This window comes from Arthrobacter sp. UYEF36 (assembly GCF_040547025.1).
Classification (GTDB): Bacteria; Actinomycetota; Actinomycetes; order Actinomycetales; family Micrococcaceae; genus Arthrobacter.
In genome coordinates, this window is sequence record NZ_JBEPOX010000012.1 from 93,972 (window position 1) to 109,349 (window position 15,378).

The 15,378-nt window shown below is 62.4% G+C and carries 15 protein-coding genes and 2 pseudogenes; 6 read left to right on the top strand and 11 right to left on the bottom strand.

The annotated features are described in order from the left end of the window. Positions 1-328: 328 nt before the first annotated feature. Positions 329-1,473 (top strand): IS3 family transposase gene (locus ABIB29_RS16815; RefSeq protein ID WP_502915637.1). Its coding sequence is split into 2 segments (ribosomal slippage): positions 329-596 and positions 596-1,473, totalling 1,146 coding nucleotides; the frame shifts between segments, so codons are not numbered across the junction. 518 nt (positions 1,474-1,991) lie between these two features. Here ABIB29_RS16815 and ABIB29_RS16820 read toward each other — a convergent pair. The 5 genes from ABIB29_RS16820 to ABIB29_RS16840 form a co-directional block, all read right to left on the bottom strand. Further along, complete coding sequence (locus tag ABIB29_RS16820) at positions 1,992-2,255, bottom strand: hypothetical protein (RefSeq protein WP_354173949.1); 264 nt, start codon at positions 2,253-2,255, stop codon at positions 1,992-1,994. A 532-nt stretch (positions 2,256-2,787) separates the two neighbouring features. Further along, complete coding sequence (locus tag ABIB29_RS16825) at positions 2,788-3,963, bottom strand: alpha-hydroxy acid oxidase (RefSeq protein WP_354173950.1); 1,176 nt, start codon at positions 3,961-3,963, stop codon at positions 2,788-2,790. 23 nt (positions 3,964-3,986) lie between these two features. Beyond that, positions 3,987-4,751, bottom strand: a complete 765-nt coding sequence (locus tag ABIB29_RS16830; protein ID WP_354173951.1) for an amino acid ABC transporter ATP-binding protein — start codon at positions 4,749-4,751, stop codon at positions 3,987-3,989. After that, on the bottom strand, positions 4,748-5,704 hold the full coding sequence (locus ABIB29_RS16835) for an amino acid ABC transporter permease (RefSeq protein ID WP_354173952.1): 957 nt from the start codon (positions 5,702-5,704) through the stop codon (positions 4,748-4,750). The genes ABIB29_RS16830 and ABIB29_RS16835 overlap by 4 nt, the downstream gene beginning before the upstream one ends. Before the next feature lie 7 nt (positions 5,705-5,711). Next, complete coding sequence (locus tag ABIB29_RS16840; protein WP_354173953.1) at positions 5,712-6,626, bottom strand: ABC transporter substrate-binding protein; 915 nt, start codon at positions 6,624-6,626, stop codon at positions 5,712-5,714. 246 nt (positions 6,627-6,872) lie between these two features. On the opposite strand from ABIB29_RS16840, the gene ABIB29_RS16845 reads away from it, so the two are divergent. Next, positions 6,873-7,577, top strand: a complete 705-nt coding sequence (locus tag ABIB29_RS16845) for a GntR family transcriptional regulator (protein WP_354173954.1) — start codon at positions 6,873-6,875, stop codon at positions 7,575-7,577. Positions 7,578-7,609: 32 nt separating this feature from the next. Beyond that, positions 7,610-7,795: a recombinase family protein gene (locus tag ABIB29_RS16850; RefSeq protein ID WP_354174005.1), complete on the top strand. Its 186-nt coding sequence runs from the start codon at positions 7,610-7,612 to the stop codon at positions 7,793-7,795. 1,304 nt (positions 7,796-9,099) lie between these two features. Here ABIB29_RS16850 and ABIB29_RS16855 read toward each other — a convergent pair. The 3 genes from ABIB29_RS16855 to ABIB29_RS16865 are packed head-to-tail and all read right to left on the bottom strand — an operon-like array spanning position 9,100 to position 10,447. Beyond that, a complete protein-coding gene (locus tag ABIB29_RS16855) occupies positions 9,100-9,813 on the bottom strand; it encodes a class I SAM-dependent methyltransferase (RefSeq protein ID WP_354173955.1) in 714 nt (237 codons plus the stop codon). Further along, positions 9,810-10,088, bottom strand: coding sequence for a glutaredoxin family protein (locus ABIB29_RS16860; RefSeq protein WP_354173956.1), 279 nt, complete (start codon positions 10,086-10,088; stop codon positions 9,810-9,812). Before ABIB29_RS16860 ends, ABIB29_RS16855 begins: the two co-directional genes overlap by 4 nt. After that, positions 10,085-10,447, bottom strand: coding sequence for an ArsR/SmtB family transcription factor (locus ABIB29_RS16865; RefSeq protein WP_354173957.1), 363 nt, complete (start codon positions 10,445-10,447; stop codon positions 10,085-10,087). The genes ABIB29_RS16860 and ABIB29_RS16865 overlap by 4 nt, the downstream gene beginning before the upstream one ends. A gap of 272 nt (positions 10,448-10,719) precedes the next feature. Here ABIB29_RS16865 and ABIB29_RS16870 point away from each other — a divergent pair, with 272 nt between their 5' ends. Further along, the gene (locus tag ABIB29_RS16870) at positions 10,720-11,046 is read left to right on the top strand and encodes an ArsR/SmtB family transcription factor (protein ID WP_354173958.1); all 327 of its coding nucleotides are present in this window, start codon (positions 10,720-10,722) and stop codon (positions 11,044-11,046) included. Further along, the gene (locus tag ABIB29_RS16875) at positions 11,043-11,825 is read left to right on the top strand and encodes a cation efflux transmembrane domain-containing protein (protein ID WP_354173959.1); all 783 of its coding nucleotides are present in this window, start codon (positions 11,043-11,045) and stop codon (positions 11,823-11,825) included. Before ABIB29_RS16870 ends, ABIB29_RS16875 begins: the two co-directional genes overlap by 4 nt. 498 nt (positions 11,826-12,323) lie before the next feature. Here the strand turns inward: ABIB29_RS16875 and ABIB29_RS16880 are convergent. The 3 genes and pseudogenes from ABIB29_RS16880 to ABIB29_RS16890 form a co-directional block, all read right to left on the bottom strand. Then, positions 12,324-13,776 (bottom strand): annotated as a pseudogene (locus ABIB29_RS16880) (multicopper oxidase family protein); the annotation flags it as partial. Then, positions 13,776-14,045 carry an SHOCT domain-containing protein gene (locus ABIB29_RS16885; protein ID WP_354174006.1) on the bottom strand — a complete coding sequence of 90 codons (270 nt, stop codon included), beginning with the start codon at positions 14,043-14,045 and terminating at the stop codon, positions 13,776-13,778. The gene ABIB29_RS16885 and the pseudogene ABIB29_RS16880, both read right to left, overlap by 1 nt. A 136-nt stretch (positions 14,046-14,181) precedes the next feature. Next, positions 14,182-14,277 (bottom strand): annotated as a pseudogene (locus tag ABIB29_RS16890) (four-helix bundle copper-binding protein); the annotation flags it as partial. 535 nt (positions 14,278-14,812) lie between these two features. On the opposite strand from ABIB29_RS16890, the gene ABIB29_RS16895 reads away from it, so the two are divergent. Further along, on the top strand, positions 14,813-15,286 hold the full coding sequence (locus ABIB29_RS16895) for a rhodanese-like domain-containing protein (protein ID WP_354173960.1): 474 nt from the start codon (positions 14,813-14,815) through the stop codon (positions 15,284-15,286). Positions 15,287-15,378: the final 92 nt, after the last annotated feature.

The window sequence follows — 15,378 nt, forward strand, 5'->3', positions numbered from 1 at the left end:
AGCAAAAGTTACCCCGTTTCTGAATCATCCATCTGCCACCGTGTTTCTCGTTCACAGGGGACGCCGATCACAAAGCCGAACGCACATGACGATGCGAGTTGTGTTCGCTGGGGGCGGCGGGCTGCGCCGCGCCGTTGGTGGTGCGTGTGAATATGGCAGTTTGGTTCAGGACCGGTGTGACGGCTTGAACCAGGACCACCCACGACCCGCCGGTTGCTTGTGATGGTTTGGTCCAGGACCACCCCCAGTGTTGTTTTCATCGGGACTGCCCCGGGTTTGCTTGACTCCTGACTTGTGAGGACTCGTTCCTTGCAGCAAGGATGTTCACATGCCCAAGCCTTTCCCCGCTGAGTTCCGCCGTGACGTGGTAGCCGTGGCACGCAAGCACGAAGCCCCGATCTCGCAGATCGCCAAAGACTTCGGGATCTCCGAAGCAACCCTGCACAACTGGCTCAAGAAAGCCGACATAGAAGACGGCGCCCGTCCCGGCGTGACGGAGAAGGAAGCCGCGGAGCTGAGGGATGCCAGAAAGCGGATCCGGCTGCTCGAGCAGGAGAACGAAATCCTGCGCCGGGCAGCGGCCTTCTTCGCCCGGGAGCTGCCCCCAAAATGAAGTTCCCGCTGGTCCTTGACCTTGCCGCGGACGGGATTCCGGTCGCGGTGGCCTGCCGGGTGCTGGGTTTCTCTAAACAGGCGTTCTACGCCTGGAAAACCGCGCCGGTCACGGAGCGTGACTGGTCGGATGCGCACCTGATCAACGCCGCGGTGGACGTCCACCGGGACGACCCTGCGTTCGGGTACCGGTTCATCGCCGACGAGCTCGAAGACCAGGGTTTCAGCGCCGGCGAGAACCGGGTCGCCCGGCTGTGCAGCAGCCAGCGGATCTGGTCCGTGTTCGCCAAGAAACGCGGCCTGACCCGCAAAGCCGGCCCGCCGGTGCATGATGACCACGTCCGGCGGGACTTCACCGCGACGGCCCCTGATGAGCTGTGGCTCACTGACATCACCGAGCATCGGACCGATGAGGGCAAGCTCTACCTGTGCGCCATCAAGGACGTCTACTCCAACCGGATCGTGGGCTACTCCATCGATTCCCGGATGAAAGCTTCCATGGCCGTCTCGGCCCTTCACAACGCGGTAGCACTCAGGGAGCCGGTAGGAACCGTGGTCCACAGCGATCGCGGTTCCCAATTCCGCTCCAACGCCTTCGTCAGGACGCTGAAGGGCAACGGGCTGAAAGGATCGATGGGACGGGTCGGCGCGTGTGCCGACAACGCCGCGATGGAATCGTTTTTCTCGCTCCTGCAGAAGAACGTTCTGGACCGCCAGCGATGGTCCACGAGGGCGGATCTGCGCTTGGCCATCGTGACCTGGATCGAGAAAACGTACCACCGGAAACGCCGTCAACGGCGCCTCGGGCGGCTAACGCCGGTCGAGTTTGAGATACTCAATAGCGGCCTCAAAGCCGCCTGACAACACTAACCCCCGAGAGTCAATGAAATCCGGGGCAGTCCCATCTGATGAAAGCGAACATTTGGAGGGTCGGATGAGCGTGCGCATGGAGCTGTTTGTCAAGATCCGCAGAGACGCCCGCGTTGAGGGATTGTCGATTCGTGGGCTGGCAAAGCGGTATCAAATCGGCAGAGACACCGTCCGGCAGACATTGTCGAATTCTGGCCCGCCGGCCCGGAAGAGGCCTGCGCGATCTTGGCCCCGGCTGAATCCGTTCAAGCCGGCGATTGATGCCATGCTGCCCGGTTCCACGGTTCCACGGTTCTGGCTCGGGCCCGGGCCCGGGAGTCTGGGGCGTTTACTAGCGCACATGAGGCGTTCTACCGCCTCGCCCACACCATCGCCCAGCAAACTGCGGGCTAGCCGGCGGCTCTGGTTCAACACGCGGCAACGTTAAACTGCCATCAGCTTTCTCGCGGGTGTGGTCGCCGCCGTGTCAGTGTTGGGCCTCGGGAAGGTTCGGCTGACAACGGACCTACCTAGTTGCCGTAGCCCCACTGGCCGGATTCCGTCCGTTGCTGCAGGAGCTCGATAAACAGGCTCAAGTCACTGCTGCTCTGCCCATAGTCGGCGAGGGTCGTTGCAAGCCGGGGGCGGCAAACGATGTAGACGTCGGTGCCTTCGCTTGTCTCGGAGAATCTAATTTCGATGACCTCGCCCCAAGTCCAGATGTTGCCTCGGACGTAGACATCTACTCCTCCGGGGGCTTCCTCAGCTCGAGAAAATCTCTTCTGTCTTTGCACGATTGCATGAATCTCTTGGCGCAGAGCCTCCGATCCAATGCCCACTCTTAGGGATTTGGTCGCCCTAACGCCTTGAATACGGATTCCCTCGGCTGCAGCGGCTGTCCTAGAGCGCTGGTTGCGGACCACAGCTATCGGGCTCAGCACAATGAGGACTAATAGGCACACCCCAAGGAATCCTAGGAGTGGTAATCCCCATTCGGGAACGAACGACTCTTGCCCCAAAAAGGCCTCCTTCGCGAGACCCTCATGCTACGCCCAGCGACGGATGTCGGGGACGTCACTATTTCGGTCGGCGTGAGTTTCCGGGGCTGTCTTTTTACTGGTCCTGGAGCAGGCCGTCGTAGCGGTCCTGAATCAAGTTGACATACTCACTGAGTCCGGTCCCATGAGGCTGTCAGGATGACGCCTGGCCGAAAAGGACGACCTACATACGAAGAAAGGGCGCCGCTCCAGCAGGAGCGGCGCCCGCGCCGACATTTACAGCCCGCATCCTTGGCCTGAACGCTGCCGCTTGCCGGCCCTATTTGAGTTACAGGAGCAAGCCCTCAAGGACCGAGGAGGGACTCGGGTTCGCAAACACGGTCCTGTCCAGCTCCGCGACGGAGGCCCTGCCGACGAAGCCCATGGCCCCTTTTAGTTCCTCATGGTAAATGCCGAATGCCCGATCAACTGCGTGCTCTCCGCCGGCGGCAAGGGCGTAGGCGAACGGGCGGCCTGCAAGCACAGCTTTGGCTCCCAGTGCCACTGCCTTCACGATGTCATGGCCGCGGCGGACTCCGCCGTCAAGATAGATTTCGGCCCTGCCGCCGACAGCTTCCACGATGGAAGGCAGGACGTCTATAGTGGCTGGCTGGGAGTCGAACTGTCGGCCGCCGTGGTTGGAGATAAAGATGCCGTCCGCCCCTTCGTCCGCAGCCCGCGCGGCATCCTCGGGATCCATGATTCCTTTGATTACGAGGTTTCCTTGCCACTCGGAGCGGAGCTTGGCAAAGTCGTCCCAGGTCGCTCCGGGGTTCTTGTGGGAGGCCATCCAGCTGTTCATTTCATCCATCCGGAGCGGACGGCCGTTCACCTGGTAGTTGCCATAAGTCATCTTCCGGCCCGTGAGCCAGCGATACAGCCACCCGGGGCGGGTTGCCGCGTTGAAGTAGTCTGCAACCGGGGGGCGTGGCGGCATGGACAACCCGTGGCGGAGATCGCGTTCCCTCTTGCTTGAAGACCCGACGTCGCCAGCGACCACCAGCGTATCCACGCCAACTGCCCGTGCCCGATTGATGTAGCTGGCAGTCTCCGCGGGATCTTTCCAGAAAGCCACCTGTGCCCACAGATTCTCTGGCGCTACTTGGGCAACTTCTTCAAGCGAGCAACCGGCCCAGGCGCTGTGAATGAAGATCGATCCTGCTCTTACGGCAGCGCGGGCCACGGCCGGATCAGAACCCGGGTGGAAAATCGTCAGCATTCCCATCGGTGCCACCATGAGCGGCATAGCCAGCGGACGTCCAAGCACTGTGGTGGATGTGTTCATGCCCGTGAGGTCCACCAAGGAACGCTGGCGAAGCATCAGCGCATCAAAGCGCTCCTCGTTGGCCCGCATGGTGGTTTCGTCGAGCGCGCCACCTTCCAGGTAGTCAGAAATCATCCTTGGAAGTCGCTTCCGGGAAGCCCTGCGGTAGTCGTCGATGCTGACAATCCATTTTTCTCTCAAGATTCCTGCTCCAATGTAAAGGTCTAAAGTACTTTCGCCAGGAACTGCCTGGTCCGTTCGTGCTGAGGATCCCGTAGGACGGTGCTCGGATCGCCCTGCTCCACAATGCAGCCATCGTCCATGAAGATCAGGTGGTCGCTGACTTCCCGGGCAAAACCAATTTCGTGGGTGACCACGATCATCGTCATCCCGGCGTCGGCCAGCCCACGCATGACGTCGAGCACCTCGCCCACCAGTTCTGGATCCAGGGCAGACGTCGGCTCATCAAAGAGCATCAACCGTGGCTCCATTGCCAGCGCCCGAGCGATCGCCACGCGTTGCTGTTGTCCGCCGGACAGGGAACCCGGGTAGGCGTTTGCCTTGGCTGACAGTCCCACCCGCTCCAGGAGGGCCCTGGCCCGCTCCTGGACGATTTTGCGGTTCTCCCTTCTCACCCTGATAGGGGCCTCGCAGACGTTTTCGAGCACTGTCATGTGGGGAAAGAGGTTGAACCCTTGGAAAACCATGCCGATGTTCTCGCGGGACCTGGCGGCCTCGGCATTGCTCTGCGCGTGCACCCGACCATTCTTGATTTTCACACCCACCGGCTGTCCCTCAACGAGGATGTACCCGCCGTCGAGCGTTTCCAGTTGGTTGATGCACCGCAGAAACGTGGACTTGCCGGAGCCGGACGGTCCGATGATGCAAGTAACGTCTCCTTTACTGATGGTTAGATCGATCCCTTTAAGGACGTGGAGGTCACCGAACTGCTTGGCAACACCTCTGGCCTCGACCACTAGGTCGTTCACGATTGGACCTCCTGCGCGGTGGTGCGGGTTCGCAAGGCTTTAGCTTTGCGTCGGGAAATACGCCCCGGTGTTGCCGTTCCTCTGTTGAAATGCCGTTCAATGTAGAACTGCCCCAGGCTCAGAATGCTGGTGACCAGCAGGTACCAAAGGCTTGCAGCAATGAGGAGCGGGATCGTTTTGAAGTTTGCGCTGTAGACCAACTGTGCGGAGTACAACAGTTCCGGAAAGGCCAGCACGCTGACCAAGGACGTCGTCTTGAGCATCGAAATCGTCTGGTTGCCTGTGGGCGGAATGATGATCTTCATTGCCTGGGGCATGACAATCCGCCGGAGTATGGTGAATCGCTTCATGCCGAGCGCTTTGGCGGCCTCCGTTTGCCCGCGATGGACGCTCAAGAGGCCTGCACGAACGATCTCGGACATGTAGGCCCCCTCGTTAAGGCCGAGACCCAAGATCGCGGCGAGGAAGGGGGTGATGATCACGTTAGCGTCAGCCGAGAAGAACTCGGGTCCAAACGGTATTCCGATAGCGAACCGTGGATAGATGGCGGCGATGAAACCCCAGAAAAGGAGTTGGACGAATACCGGCACACCGCGGAAGATCCAAACCAGGAAAGCCGCAACCCCTGCGATGATGAAGTTCGGGGCGAGCCTGGCAAGGGCCAGCAACACCCCGACGATAATGCCGACAGCCATGGAGATGACTGTCAACTGAAGAGTGCGCAGCAGTCCGGTAAAAAGCCGCTCGGAAGTGAACCAGCCGAAAACGACTCCCCATTCAAAGCGGGGATTGGTGACTAGTGAGTAGCCGACAAGGAAGATGGCAAACAGGACGATAGCTGCGGTCAACCACAACAGTCCGTGGTGCTGATGCGGACGTCCCAAAAGAAGCTTGCGGTCTATGCCATCGTCGGCAAGCGCTTGGTCGCCTGAGGCGGTGACTGTGTCGCTCATGCCGGGCCTACTGTGCCTTGTTGAAGGCGAAGTCTGAGATAGCACCGGTTCCCACACCCCACTTGTCGAGAATCTCCTTGTACTTGCCGCTCTTGGCGAGAGACTCCATACCGAGTTGCACTGCCTTTTCCAGGCCAGCTCCCTTCTTGAACCCGATGCTGACGGGCGAGAGGTCTTTTTCGCCGAGCAGCTCAATCTGGCCGCCCTGCTTAATTGCATACCCGAGAGTGGGGCCGTCAATGTACACGGCATCGATGCGGCCGGCAGTCAGTGCCAGGTTGGGCGCCTGCATATCGGGGTAGGTCATGGCTTGTATGGCTTCCTTGCCCGTGGATGTGCATGCTTCGGACAGCGCCGGAAGCCTCTTGAGATCCTGGAATGATCCCTTCAGCGCGCCCACGCGCTTGCCGCACAGAGTGTCGACGGTCAGCTGCTGGGGGTTCCCCGGAGCAACACCGATCCCGCTTCCGGACTGGTAATAATCGACGAAATCGAGCACCTTCATCCGTTCGGCAGAGGGCGACATCTGGGAAATGGCCATGTCGAACTTACCGGCGGCAATGCCAGGGATGATTCCGTCGAAGGGTCCACTGACAACGGTGGTCTTGAGCCCGAGCGCCTGGCCCAATGCGGTCGCGACTTCTGGGTCCACGCCGGTGGTGGTGGTCCCGTCTGCGGCCATGAAGTGCATCGGGGGCGAACTCTGGCTCATGGTTACCGTGAGGGTTCCCTTGTCGCGGATGGACTGAGGAAGTGCTGCTGCAGCGGCGGCGTCCGTTTCAACCGGCGCGATGGAGGCCGAAGTCTTTGCCGCCTGTGGAGCAGTGTCGCTAACCGTCGAAGGGTTGGAGCATCCAGTGAGTAGGGCGCCTGCCAGGGAGACTGCGGCGAGGGACAAGAACGTAGTTCGGAGCTGATTCATCTGCACACCTTTTGAGAGTCGAGTTCATGCCGGGCCGGGAAGGACACCATGAGGCCTAGCAGCCGAGCTTTCCGTAGCGAAAGCGTCACCTGTGTTCTAGATCACCCTGCGCTTGGTATCATGTACCGTACATCATGCATGATCGTGGAACAACGGGTCACGGCATCCGAGCGTTCAAGCAATGAGACAGGCTGCTAACGCTCTCTAAACTGAAACCATAACGATCACTTCGTAGAGGATCTCCACATGAACGCCCACTCACCCGAGGAAGATTCGGGGCTATTCCCTGCGCGGCCCATGCTGGTGGATCAGGTGTTCGAAGCTATCCTGTCCTTGCTGCTGGACGACAAAATATCTACCGGGTCGCCGCTGAGCATCGACGGCCTGGCCAAGCGCTTCAAGGTGTCCTCCACCCCAGTCCGGGAAGCCCTGGCGCGGCTCGAGGCAACTGGGATGGTCCGGCGCGAGGCACTGCGGGGTTACAAGGTGGCCCCGGAACCGACGGCAGCTGACGTAGCCGCGCTCCTGCTGTCACGGCAAGTTATTGAGCCTGCAATCACGCGGATCGCCTGCACGAATGTGACTGATGGATTGGTAGCCGAACTCGAACAGTTCAACCAGGACCTTGACGCGTCACGTCGCGGCGGAGACACCTTCGCCGGCTACCGCACCTACTGGAAAGCGGATGAGAGCTTTCACCGTCGCATCGCGGAAGCCACAGACAACGAGTTCCTACTGAGGGCCTACAGCTCAATCGAAGGCCATATTCAGCGGTTCAGGCTCATGGTGCATAACGACATGAGCGGGGAACATACAGTGCGGGAACACCAAGCGATCATCGACGCCTTCCGCGAACGTGACGCCGAAGCCGCTATGGCCGCGATGGACGAGCACGTCGAAGGCATCAGATCGCGCTCGTCCAGCCTTACAAAATTTCTGGACAAGAGTTAGGCACGCAACTCCACGGACGGGCCCGGAAGCAGCTGGCTGCCGATACCTGTGTCAGCGGTTCAACCGTCGAACGCCCTCAGCTGTCCAAAGCCCTGGGCTGGCTGGAGGCCGGCGACGTACTCACGGTGTGGAAGCTTGACCGTTTGGGGCGCAACGCCGAGCACGTCCTTGATCTTGTTGAGGACATCCCGGGACGGGGGCTGGTTTCCAGTCCTTGACCGAGGGTCTGGACATGACTGGGCCTACCCAGTCTCCGTCGCGAACTCTTCAGTGAGCTGAAGGACCTGTACGCCACCAGGAGCAAGCTAAACCATGGGTCGCGAGAGCCCGACGAAGGTACATCGGGGGCGCTGAGAGATCGTGCGGTCAGAATCGCTATCAAGGCGATGAAGCATATCTACGACCGCTCTGAACTTACCTATCCCGACTCGTCCTCGCAGCGATCAAGAATCCTGCTCCTCGGGGCTTAAGCGCCCGACGTGGCGAATTACTACTGGTATTTTGGGGGACCGCCTTAACAGCCAGCTACAAAGTTGCCTCAGGTAACTAGCCCTACACAAGTTCCGCTATCAGGTGTCTGCCACCAGCCAGTCGAGCCCTCTTGGCCGGGTAAAAGGCGGACGTTGCGGGCGGCGCGCTGCTCCGTTGGTGGTGCGCACTCACTTCGTGGAGGGCCGGCCTGTCGGTTGGTCATATAGTTTGCGGTTCGTTTCTCCATGAGATGTTCGGAAAGGAGGAACCCGCCGCCATGATGTTCGTTGATTTCCAGCATGAGGTCCGCCCCGTTGTGCGGCGCTTGTTTGCAGCTGGTCCGGTTCCGGAGGCCTGCTTTTCATATCGGAGCGAAATCGTGCCCAAGACACAGCTGCCTCGCCCGGACGGCCGTTTAAGCTGCGTGGTTGGGGGCGGCGAAGCGGGCAAGAAAGTGGGTGTGCACAATGTACACACCCTGGGCTTCGGATCGGGTCGTACTGGTGCCGGACTGGGCGGGATTGGCGAGGTTTTCGGGGGAATGGCGGAAATTCGGGGGCTGGAACCCGGTTCGAGTCCCACCTCGGGCACAGTGTTTTCGCAGGTCAGGGGCTTTTTGGGTGCTTTTCGTGTGGACAGTGTCCACACTCTCGCCTCTGATCTGATGTTCCAGGTGTGTGGGGTCCCGGAACGGCCTATTCGGTTGTGTAGGGGAGCGGCTGCCTACGGCGGACCGGGTACCGCCCTGTGGGGTATCTTCTGGGTGTTCATCCTCGTTCGTCCTTCCGTTGGGTTTTCGCGTTCACTACTTCATGGTGGCTAGGGCCGCTAAGAACATGATTTGCTGATTGGTTTTTGGATTGACCTTGGGTTGCGGCTGGTCCCGATGTTCCGCTCTGATACTTGTTCATGCAGGAATGCGGGGGAACGGCATGACATGGCCACTGATTCGGAGCTGATCATGAGCTCGCTGAGCCTGGCCGGGTGGTAGTCCGGGCTTCGATGACGGCGTCGGATTGACCATATTTTTCTCCGCGATGGGGCCGGCGGGTCAGCTCTCGGGGGAACTTCTTCGGCTGCGGTCCGGGGCGTCGTTGGCGGGGACCGTTTTGCGCTGGGTTACGCGCCACAGCCGGCGGGGCAGATCGCCTTCTTCGAAGGAGACGATCTCGGGCGCAGAGAATCCCTGGCCGAGGCAGTTCACGAGGTCCTGGTCGAAGAAGTGGACGATGAATCCCCCGTGCTCGCGCATGTTGTCACCCCGGTCCAGGCCGGTGCCTGCGTGGGGATCTCCGGTGTGGCGGACGGTGTAGATGTGCCAGCCGCCGGGGCGAAGTACGCGGCGGACCTCGGCGGCGAGGGTGGTGAGCTGGCCGGTGGTCAGGGCCATATTGAAGAGCATGTGGCTGAAAACGGCGTCCACGGATTCGTCCGGCAGAGGTAGTGGGCTGCGCACGTCGTGAGCGGCGGTGGTCAGCTTTACGGCCACCCCGGGTGAGGCGGCCGCGTCGGAGAGTTCGGCCAGGCCTTCGGGCGCGTAGTCCAGCGCAGTCACGTTCATCCCTGCACGCAAAAACGCCATGGTATCCCGACCCTGGCCCGCACCGAGTTCGAGAACGTCCCTGACGCGTTCGCGTTCGAAAAGTTCCAGTGCGTGAAGTGCCGGCCCGCTGGGGGCCGGTCCGTACATGGCGGGGTTGGACTGGAAGGTGGTGCGCCAGTGTCGGCGCTGGTCGTCCATTACAAGGGGGTCGACTTCGGTCATCGGGGAGCTCCTGGTTCAGTATCGGTCCGTGCGGTTTTCAACATGGGCAGCTGGTCTGCCAGGGTGCGCGGGTCGCTGCCGGCCGATGCGCGCCCATCCGGGGTCAGAAGCGCCGGAAGGGTCGTGAAACCGAGTTCCGCCAGCCGTTTGGCGGCTTCAGGGTCGCGGGTCACATCGTGCATCCGCACGGGGTGACCCAGGCCGGCGAGCCAGCGGCGGACGGCACTGCATTTGCCGCATCCTGTGCGGCAAAACACCTCCACGGCCCCGGTCATTCAGTACTCCCGACGGACGCCGACAAACGACGAAGGGCTTCTATCGCCGGCGCGACCGCGTCCGTGGCAAGACAGTAAAAGATGAAGGTGCCCCGTCGCTCCCCGCGGACCAGCCCGCGGTCACGAAGGACGCGCAAGTGGTGGGAGACTGCCGGTTGCCGCAGACCGGTGGCTTCCACAATCGTGCCTACTGGCACGCACACTGACTCCAGCGTGGCAAGTATCTGCAGCCTGACAGGGTCCGCCAGGGCCTGGGTCAGAGCCGCCAGCTTCCGGGCTTCGTCGATGCCAGGGAATGGTGCCAGGCTGGGCGGGTCGTGGGTTGTGCCCGCTTCTGGAGCGGCGGTGTAGGTGCTCATACATTTATCAATACATCTAGATGAATGGATATTCCAGGTGCTGGTGAAGGCGGCTGATTCACCACGAGCGACACAGAGCGATCACAGAAAGCGGCCAAATAGCGCCAAAGTCCACAGCCACGATTCTCGAATGAAACCTGTTCTTGAACCCTTCGTTTGCGGGAACGTTGTGCTGCGCCCCGTTCGTGAGATTCTCCCAGTTGCGCCAAGGCAGCTGACAAGCGGCACGCTACACAATTGCCTGAATACACGCATGAATGTACTTTGGAATTATGGAAACCCTCACGCACGCCCCGGTGCTGGCACGGTTCGGCTACGCGGCCTCCGACCCGACGAGGGCCCGAATCCTTCTGGCTCTCGCTGACGCTCCGGCTTATCCCTCCGATCTCGCTGACACACTCGAAGTGTCACGACAGAGCATTTCCAATCACCTGACGTGCCTTCGCGGCTGCGGACTCGTGATGGCCGTCCCGGATGGTCGGCGGAGCCGCTACGAACTCGCCGACGCACGCCTGGGCAATGCAATCAGGGACCTTATCGGCGTCGTCCTCGCCGTGGACCCTGCCTGCTGCGCACCCGACGGGACGTGCGTGGCATGACCACTCGCCAGCTCACACCCACATCAGAACGCCGGGCTGTTCTGAGCCGTCGGATCCGGCTGTTTGCCGCCGCAACGATCTCCTACAACGTCGTTGAAGCTGCGGCGGCGCTGTGGGCCGGCGGTGTCGCGGACTCGTCGGCGCTGATCGGCTTCGGACTGGATTCCGTGATCGAGGTGGCCTCCGCTGTCGCGCTGTCCTGGCAGTTTTCCGCCAAGGATCCTGAGCGGCGCGAGCACCTGACGCTGCGGATCATCGCGATGTCCTTCTTCGCCCTTGCCGCGTTTGTCACCGTCGATGCAGTCAGGGCCTTCACCGGCGGGGGAGGGGCCCAGCACTCCACGCCGGGGATTGTGATTGCTGCTCTGAGCCTTGCGATCATGCCGGTTTTGTCCTGGGCCCAGCGCCGTGCCGGCCGGGAACTGGGATCCCACACGGCCGTTGCAGATTCGAAGCAGACGCTGCTGTGCACATACCTCTCGGCCGTCCTGTTGGTCGGACTGGTGCTCAACAGCACGCTGGGCTGGTGGTGGGCCGACGCCGGCGCCGCGTTAGTCATCGCCGCGATCGCCGTCCGCGAGGGCACTAACGCCTGGCGCGGAGACGCGTGCTGCACCGTCCCGCATGCCGCTGTAGATGTCGGCGCCAATGATGACTGCGCAGATACGGACCGACGGACCAGCCCGGCCCCCGCTATCGCGGATGGCTGCTGTGAAGATTGCGGCCATGGACCCGGACAACAGTCTGTTCCCGTCTCCCTGACCCGCAGGGAAGGCTGACCCATGGATTATGAACTGCGGACCATCCCTGGCTGCCCCAACAGCGGCCCGGCACTGGAGTTGTTCCGGCAGGCGCTGGCTGCCGAAGGAGCACGAGTCCGGATCCTCCGGGTCGTGGAGATCACGTCCGACAGCGAAGCCGAGGCTCACGATTTTCACGGTTCTCCGTCATTTATCGCCGATGGCCATGACCTGTTCGCCTCGAAGGCCGCCCCGGCTGTGACCTGCCGGGTCTACCCGTCATCAACCGGTCTGGTCGGAATCCCGTCGCTGGAAGATCTGCGGACAGCTCTTCGGGGCCCATTCCTCCGCGCCCGAGTCAAGCCACTAAGCCAGTGAAATTTCCTGCACAGGTGATCGTCAATATCGTGAAGTAGTTGTGCGGGATCTGCAATTCCATAGCAGGCTCAAAGCGGCTGTTTGAGGGTCCAGATTCAGATTTTCGAGTGGCATGGGGCGGTCCCGAATGCTTCCAGGGTGCGTCGATGAGACGTCGCACCGGACTTCGATGGCACCCACCATGCCGAGGTCCTCATGATCCAGGATGTGGCAGTGGTAAACGGAGCGTCCCCGAAAGTCTTTAAAAGCCACCCTGACTTTCACACGCCCGTTCGCGGGCACGTTCACTACGTCCTGCCAGATGGCGGCGTTCGTCCCTGGGCCGCTTTCCTCGATGATTTGCATCGGCCAGACGCGAAGGTGAAAGGGGCGGTCCATGGGGCTGGTGTTGGTCAGCGTCCATTCCTCCACATCCCCGGCCGCTACCGTTGTGTCTGTTCGTGCCTCGTCGAACTCCCTGCCGTTGATGGTGAAACGCATCATGCCCCCGCCCATGCCAGCGGCCAGGACGATCTGCCGGCGGGCCGCGACGGCGGCTGACCGCAGGTCTCCCAGCCCCCGCTGGGCGGGCACGGCCGTCAGGGCTGCGACCGGTTCGCCGGCTACGCGGAGGGTGGCCAGTGCGGCGCCGCCCGGCTGGTCTGCAGGATTGCGTGCTCCGGATCCCGGTCCCATCATTCCCGGCATGCTTCCCCGGTTCTGGTAGAACGCACGCAGCACGGAGTCGCCGGTCGTTGTGGTCACAAGGAGGTCTGCCCGGTTTCCGGGCGTCAGCAGAAGTTCATCCACACTCTCCGGTGTCGGGAAGCGGCCGGAGTCCATGCCGAGGAGCTGCAGCTGCTGCCCGTCGAGCCGCAGCCGGAGGTAGCGGGACACGCACGTGTTGATGAGGCGCCATCGTTCGCGTTGTCCTGGGCGGGCGCTGAATTGCGGGTTGCTTTGACCGTTGACCAGGATCAGTTCACCCTCCCGGCCCATCATTCGTTCCATCTCAGAGACTTCCGGGATGTTCCCCCCCGCCGTCGAGGGTGATTTCCGAAATGACCAGTACCCGGTCCGCACGTGACTCGATGGGTTCAGGGTCCTCGACGATGATTGCTCCGAAGAGCCCGGCGAATATCTGGTCGGCGACCATACCGTGGTGGTGGGGGTGGTACCAGTACACGCCCGGGGGATGATCGTCGGGAAGTCTGTATTCGTAGTCGAAGGTGCCGCCGGGGTCCACCGAGACGAAGACGTTGTCCCCGTCGCCCTCCGGGGAAACGTGGAGGCCGTGCACGTGCAGGTTGGTGGTTTGGGCCAGGTTGTTGACGAGCCCGATCTTCAGGACGTCGCCGGGGCGTACGCGGAGTGTCGGGCCGGGGATGCCGTCGTTGTAGCCGAGGGCTGCGGTCTGCCTGCCGGCCAGCAGTATCTGTCCGGGTGCGGCTTCGAGCCGTACCTGCAGCTGGCCGTTTGTGCTCCGTTCCTCCGGAGGCTGGGTCAGTTCGCTTCCCGTGACGGGAGCGGGCCGCGACGTCAGGGTCCAGATCAGCCCGGCCCCGCCGGCCGCTGTCCCCGCTGCGCCGAGCCCGCCCAGCAGCAGCGCCTGTCGGCGGCTGATGGGCTGCACTACGGGCCCTCACCGAGCACTTTGAGCTGTTCGCGGTACTGGTCCGCGGTGAGTTCTCCTCTCGCGAAGCGCTCGTCGAGGATCTGGCGGGCCCTGCTCCCTCCGGCCGGCGGCGGGCCGCCTTGCCCCGGGGGGCGCGGCGGCCCGTATCCATTACGGACGCCGCCGCCAAAGACCCGGACCGCCAGCACCACCAGAAGCGCGATCCCGACGAGCAGCAGAGGAATCCAGAGCCACATCCACCACATGCCTTGTCCGTAACCCCACATCTTGACTGGCGCCTTTCGTTTCAGAGTTGCTCCGAGTCTTAGCGCGGAGTCGACTGCCGGATAGAGTCCGAGGTCCCGGTCCACCCGGGCCGGTTTTCTACGCATCCGCACCGGTCTGCTGAAGGCCGGCTGATACTCAGGCCAATGCGGCCAGGAGGGAAGCGCAGGCCGCTTCACACCGGCGGCAGGCCTCGGCGCAGATCCTGCAGTGCTCGTGCATACCGGCGTGCCTGACCGGAGTGGTCTCCCGCCGCGGGCCGGTCACCCTGCCGGCCAGGGGCAGCTCAGGGCAATGCAGAGCGCGATGGCGGTGGAAACGATGGAGCCAACGGATCACGCTTCGCGCCGGTCAGGACGCAGCCGGAGGAGCGCACTGCCTCGGTCAGTGCCTCCTGGTCGGCCAGGAGCGCACTGCCTCGGTCAGTGCCTCCTGGTCGGCGGTGCCGGTGACACTGAGGCGCGACGTGCCGCCCGTCTCGCAGCGGCTCCGGGCTGCATCTGATCTGTTCGTTCGTGGATCCAGCCAGCCACCTGCCGAGTGGGAGCCCGACGGATGGAGGGCTGCAGCCTCCCTGGACCCGGCAGCCAATGAAGAGACGCAGTTCCCGCCCGGGCAGGTGTTGCAGAGGCTCGAAGCTTTCCTCGGGCCGCCAGTCGCGGAGTGGTCTTTTCGCGTGCTGAACTGTCGTTTATACCTCACGTTGTCTCCACCGGCGAAGCCGGGCGGAACCTTACCGCGGCGCGCCCGGCGGCCTTAGGCTGGGCTCATGAGAGTCGAACCAGCCGTGATAGAACGAACGTCCAGGATCCGTTCTCAGGATCCGGCCAGTGTCCCCCGGAAGGTTGGGGGAGAACCGGATCTGGTGGTGGTGGACACGACATGGGGAGAGCTGCAGCCGCTGCAGTGCGCGCCAGGGGTGGTCACTCTCGGCGAGCTCGAACTCTTGGAGTTGCTCGGCGGCGGCGCGGTCCTGGTCGACAGCCGCGTACCTGGTTCCAGGGCCGGGATCACGATTCCAGGCGCCGTCAACCTCCCCCATGACCGGATCCTGGAATTCAGGGATCAACTCGACCCTTCTAGGCTGAGCGTGTTCTTCTGTAACGGCCCGCAGTGCCCGCAGTCCCCGGCGGCTGTCCGGGCGCTGATGGAAACCGGGTATCCGGCCTCCGCGCTGGCGTATTATCGAGGCGGATTGCACGACTGGGTCACCCTGGCCATGCCCACGGAACGGGTCACGTGACCGCCGGTGCCTGTCACGGCGCCGGGGTTAGCGGTGACCGCGCACGGGGCGCTACCGGGGTCGACGGACCGACATGGACCAGGACATGACGG